Genomic DNA, 2814 nt, shown 5'->3' with positions numbered 1-2814 from the left:
GGGCGGGCCCGGCGACCCCTCAGGGGTCGCCGGGCCCGCCCGTGCACGTCAGACGCCCGCCAGGCGCCCGTCAGCCGTACATCCGCCGCATCGCGTAGTCGACCATCTGCTCCACGGCCTTCGCGTCGAAGACCATGCGGTGGTCGCCCTCCATGTCGAGGACGAAGCCGTAGCCGGTCGGCAGCAGGTCGATCACCTCGGCGCCGGTGATCACGAAGTACTTCGACTCCTTGCCCGCGTACCGCCGCAGCTCCTTGAGCGAGGTGAACATCGGGATGACCGGCTGCTGGGTGTTGTGCAGGGCCAGGAAGCCCGGGTTGTCGCCGCGCGGGCAGTAGACCTTGGAGGTCGCGAAGATCTGCTGGAAGTCCTCGGGGGCCAGGGTGCCGGTCGTGAAGGCACGTACGGCGTCGGCGAGGGAGGGCGGCGAGGGCTCCGGGTAGAGCGGCGGCTGCTGGGCGTACCCACCGCCCGGCATCCCGGCCTGCATGCCGCCCGGCATTCCGGCCTGCGGCGGGGCGTACTGCCCCTGCTGGGGCGGCGCGTACTGCTGCTGGGCACCCGGGTTCTGCTCGTAGCCGTACATGGGGCCAAGACTATCGAGCGCGCCGCCCCGGCAGGACCCCTGCCGGGGCGCGACCCCACGGGTCGGGGGGTGGCCGCCCGTCCGGGTTCCCGGGCGCTCCGTCACCGAAAGTAGCTGATCCGTCACGGATCGCGCCGTGGCACCGGAGGATTCCACCCCTGCGCGGGCGAGCCCCCACCCCCCTTTGACGGCCGGGGTTGACGTCGGGGACGTCACAGATGGCCGGATAGGGGTTGCTTCTTATTACCGGTGGGTAGCATCATCGGAGAGAGCGTGTTGCTACTCGCTGGTACGTGTACGAGGAACCTCCCTCCCCGAGCCTTACGGAGCCGTCGCCATGGGGCACTACAAGTCGAATCTCCGCGACATCGAGTTCAACCTCTTCGAGGTCCTCGGCCGCGACAAGGTGTACGGCACCGGTCCGTTCGAGGAGATGGACGTCGACACCGCCAAGAGCATCCTCGACGAGATCCGCCGTCTCGCCGAGAACGAGCTCGCGGAGTCCTTCGCCGACGCCGACCGCAACCCGCCCGTCTTCGACCCGGAGACCAACACCGCCCCGGTCCCGGCCACCTTCAAGAAGTCGTACAACGCCTTCATGGAGTCCGAGTACTGGCGCCTGGGCATCCCGGAGGAGATCGGCGGCACCGTCTCCCCCCGCTCCCTGATCTGGGCCTACGCGGAGCTGCTCCTCGGCTCGAACCCGGCCATCTGGATGTACTCCTCCGGCCCGGCCTTCGCCGGCATCCTCTACAACGAGGGCAACGAGGCGCAGAAGAAGGTCGCGCAGATCGCCGTCGAGAAGCGCTGGGGCTCCACCATGGTCCTCACCGAGCCCGACGCGGGCTCGGACGTCGGCGCCGGCCGCACCAAGGCCATCCAGCAGGAGGACGGCTCCTGGCACATCGAGGGCGTCAAGCGCTTCATCACCTCCGGTGAGCACGACATGGAGGAGAACATCCTCCACTACGTCCTCGCCCGCCCCGAGGGTGCCGGCCCGGGCACCAAGGGCCTCTCCCTCTTCCTCGTCCCGAAGTACGAGTTCGACTGGGAGACCGGCGAGCTGGGCGCCCGCAACGGCGTCTACGCCACCAACGTCGAGCACAAGATGGGCCTCAAGGCCTCCAACACCTGCGAGATGACCTTCGGCGACCAGCACCCCGCCAAGGGCTGGCTGATCGGCGACAAGCACGACGGCATCCGCCAGATGTTCCTCATCATCGAGTTCGCCCGCATGATGGTCGGCACGAAGGCGATCTCCACCCTCTCCACGGGCTACCTCAACGCCCTGGAGTACGCCAAGGAGCGCGTCCAGGGCACCGACCTGGCGAACTTCATGGACAAGGCCGCCCCCAAGGTCACCATCACGCACCACCCCGACGTCCGCCGCTCGCTGATGACGCAGAAGGCGTACGCCGAGGGCATGCGCTCCCTCGTCCTCTACACGGCCTCCGTGCAGGACGAGATCGCGATCAAGGAGGCGGCCGGTGAGGACGCCAAGGCGCTGCACGGCCTCAACGACCTGCTGCTGCCGATCGTGAAGGGCTACGGCTCCGAGAAGGGCTACGAGCAGCTCGCGCAGTCGCTCCAGACCTTCGGCGGCTCCGGCTTCCTGCAGGAGTACCCGATCGAGCAGTACATCCGGGACGCCAAGATCGACACCCTCTACGAGGGCACCACGGCCATCCAGGGCCAGGACTTCTTCTTCCGCAAGATCGTCCGCGACCAGGGCGCCTCCCTGAACGCGCTGTCCGAGGAGATCAAGAAGTTCCTCGCGGTCGGCACCGGCGGCGAGGAGCTGGCCGGCGCCCGCGACGCGCTCGCCAAGGCGGCCGTCGACCTGGAGGCCATCGTCGGCAAGATGATCACCGACCTCACCGCCACCGGCGAGGACGTCAAGAACATCTACAAGGTCGGCCTCAACACCACCCGCCTGCTGCTCGCCTCCGGCGACGTCGTCGTCGGCTACCTGCTGCTGCGCGGTGCCGCCGTCGCCGCCGAGAAGCTCGCCGAGGGCGCGACCGGCAAGGACGTCGCCTTCTACCAGGGCAAGATCGCGGCCGCGAAGTTCTTCGCCGCCAACGTCCTGCCGGGCGTCTCCGCCGAGCGCTCGCTCGCCGAGGCCGTCGACGGCTCGCTGATGGACCTGGACGAGGCCGCGTTCTAAGACGCACCTCGTTCCGCAGGGCACGGCCCGTCCCCGGGGAGGGGGGCGGGCCGTTCTGCGT

2 protein-coding genes are annotated in these 2814 nt (G+C 68.8%); one reads left to right on the top strand and one right to left on the bottom strand.

The window, feature by feature from the left end; all coding sequences use genetic code 11:
* Positions 1-70 precede the first annotated feature (70 nt).
* On the bottom strand, positions 71-586 hold the full coding sequence (locus CCN56_RS38510; RefSeq protein WP_086832292.1) for an SseB family protein: 516 nt from the start codon (positions 584-586) through the stop codon (positions 71-73).
* 337 nt (positions 587-923) lie between these two features.
* On the opposite strand from CCN56_RS38510, the gene CCN56_RS38505 reads away from it, so the two are divergent.
* Positions 924-2753 (top strand): acyl-CoA dehydrogenase, encoded by a 1830-nt coding sequence (locus tag CCN56_RS38505; protein WP_086832291.1) that lies wholly within the window; start codon positions 924-926, stop codon positions 2751-2753.
* Positions 2754-2814 lie beyond the last annotated feature (61 nt).

The sequence above is a fragment of the Streptomyces sp. NRRL B-24572 genome, from assembly GCF_002156145.1.
Taxonomy (GTDB): Bacteria; Actinomycetota; Actinomycetes; order Streptomycetales; family Streptomycetaceae; genus Streptomyces; species Streptomyces vietnamensis.
This window is presented reverse-complemented; position numbering and strand designations above follow the sequence as displayed.

Coding starts and splice junctions, on each gene's coding strand:
- CCN56_RS38510 (WP_086832292.1), bottom strand. CDS start 586: ATGTACGGCTACGAGCAGAACCCGGGTGCCCAGCAGCAGTACGCGCCG.
- CCN56_RS38505 (WP_086832291.1), top strand. CDS start 924: ATGGGGCACTACAAGTCGAATCTCCGCGACATCGAGTTCAACCTCTTC.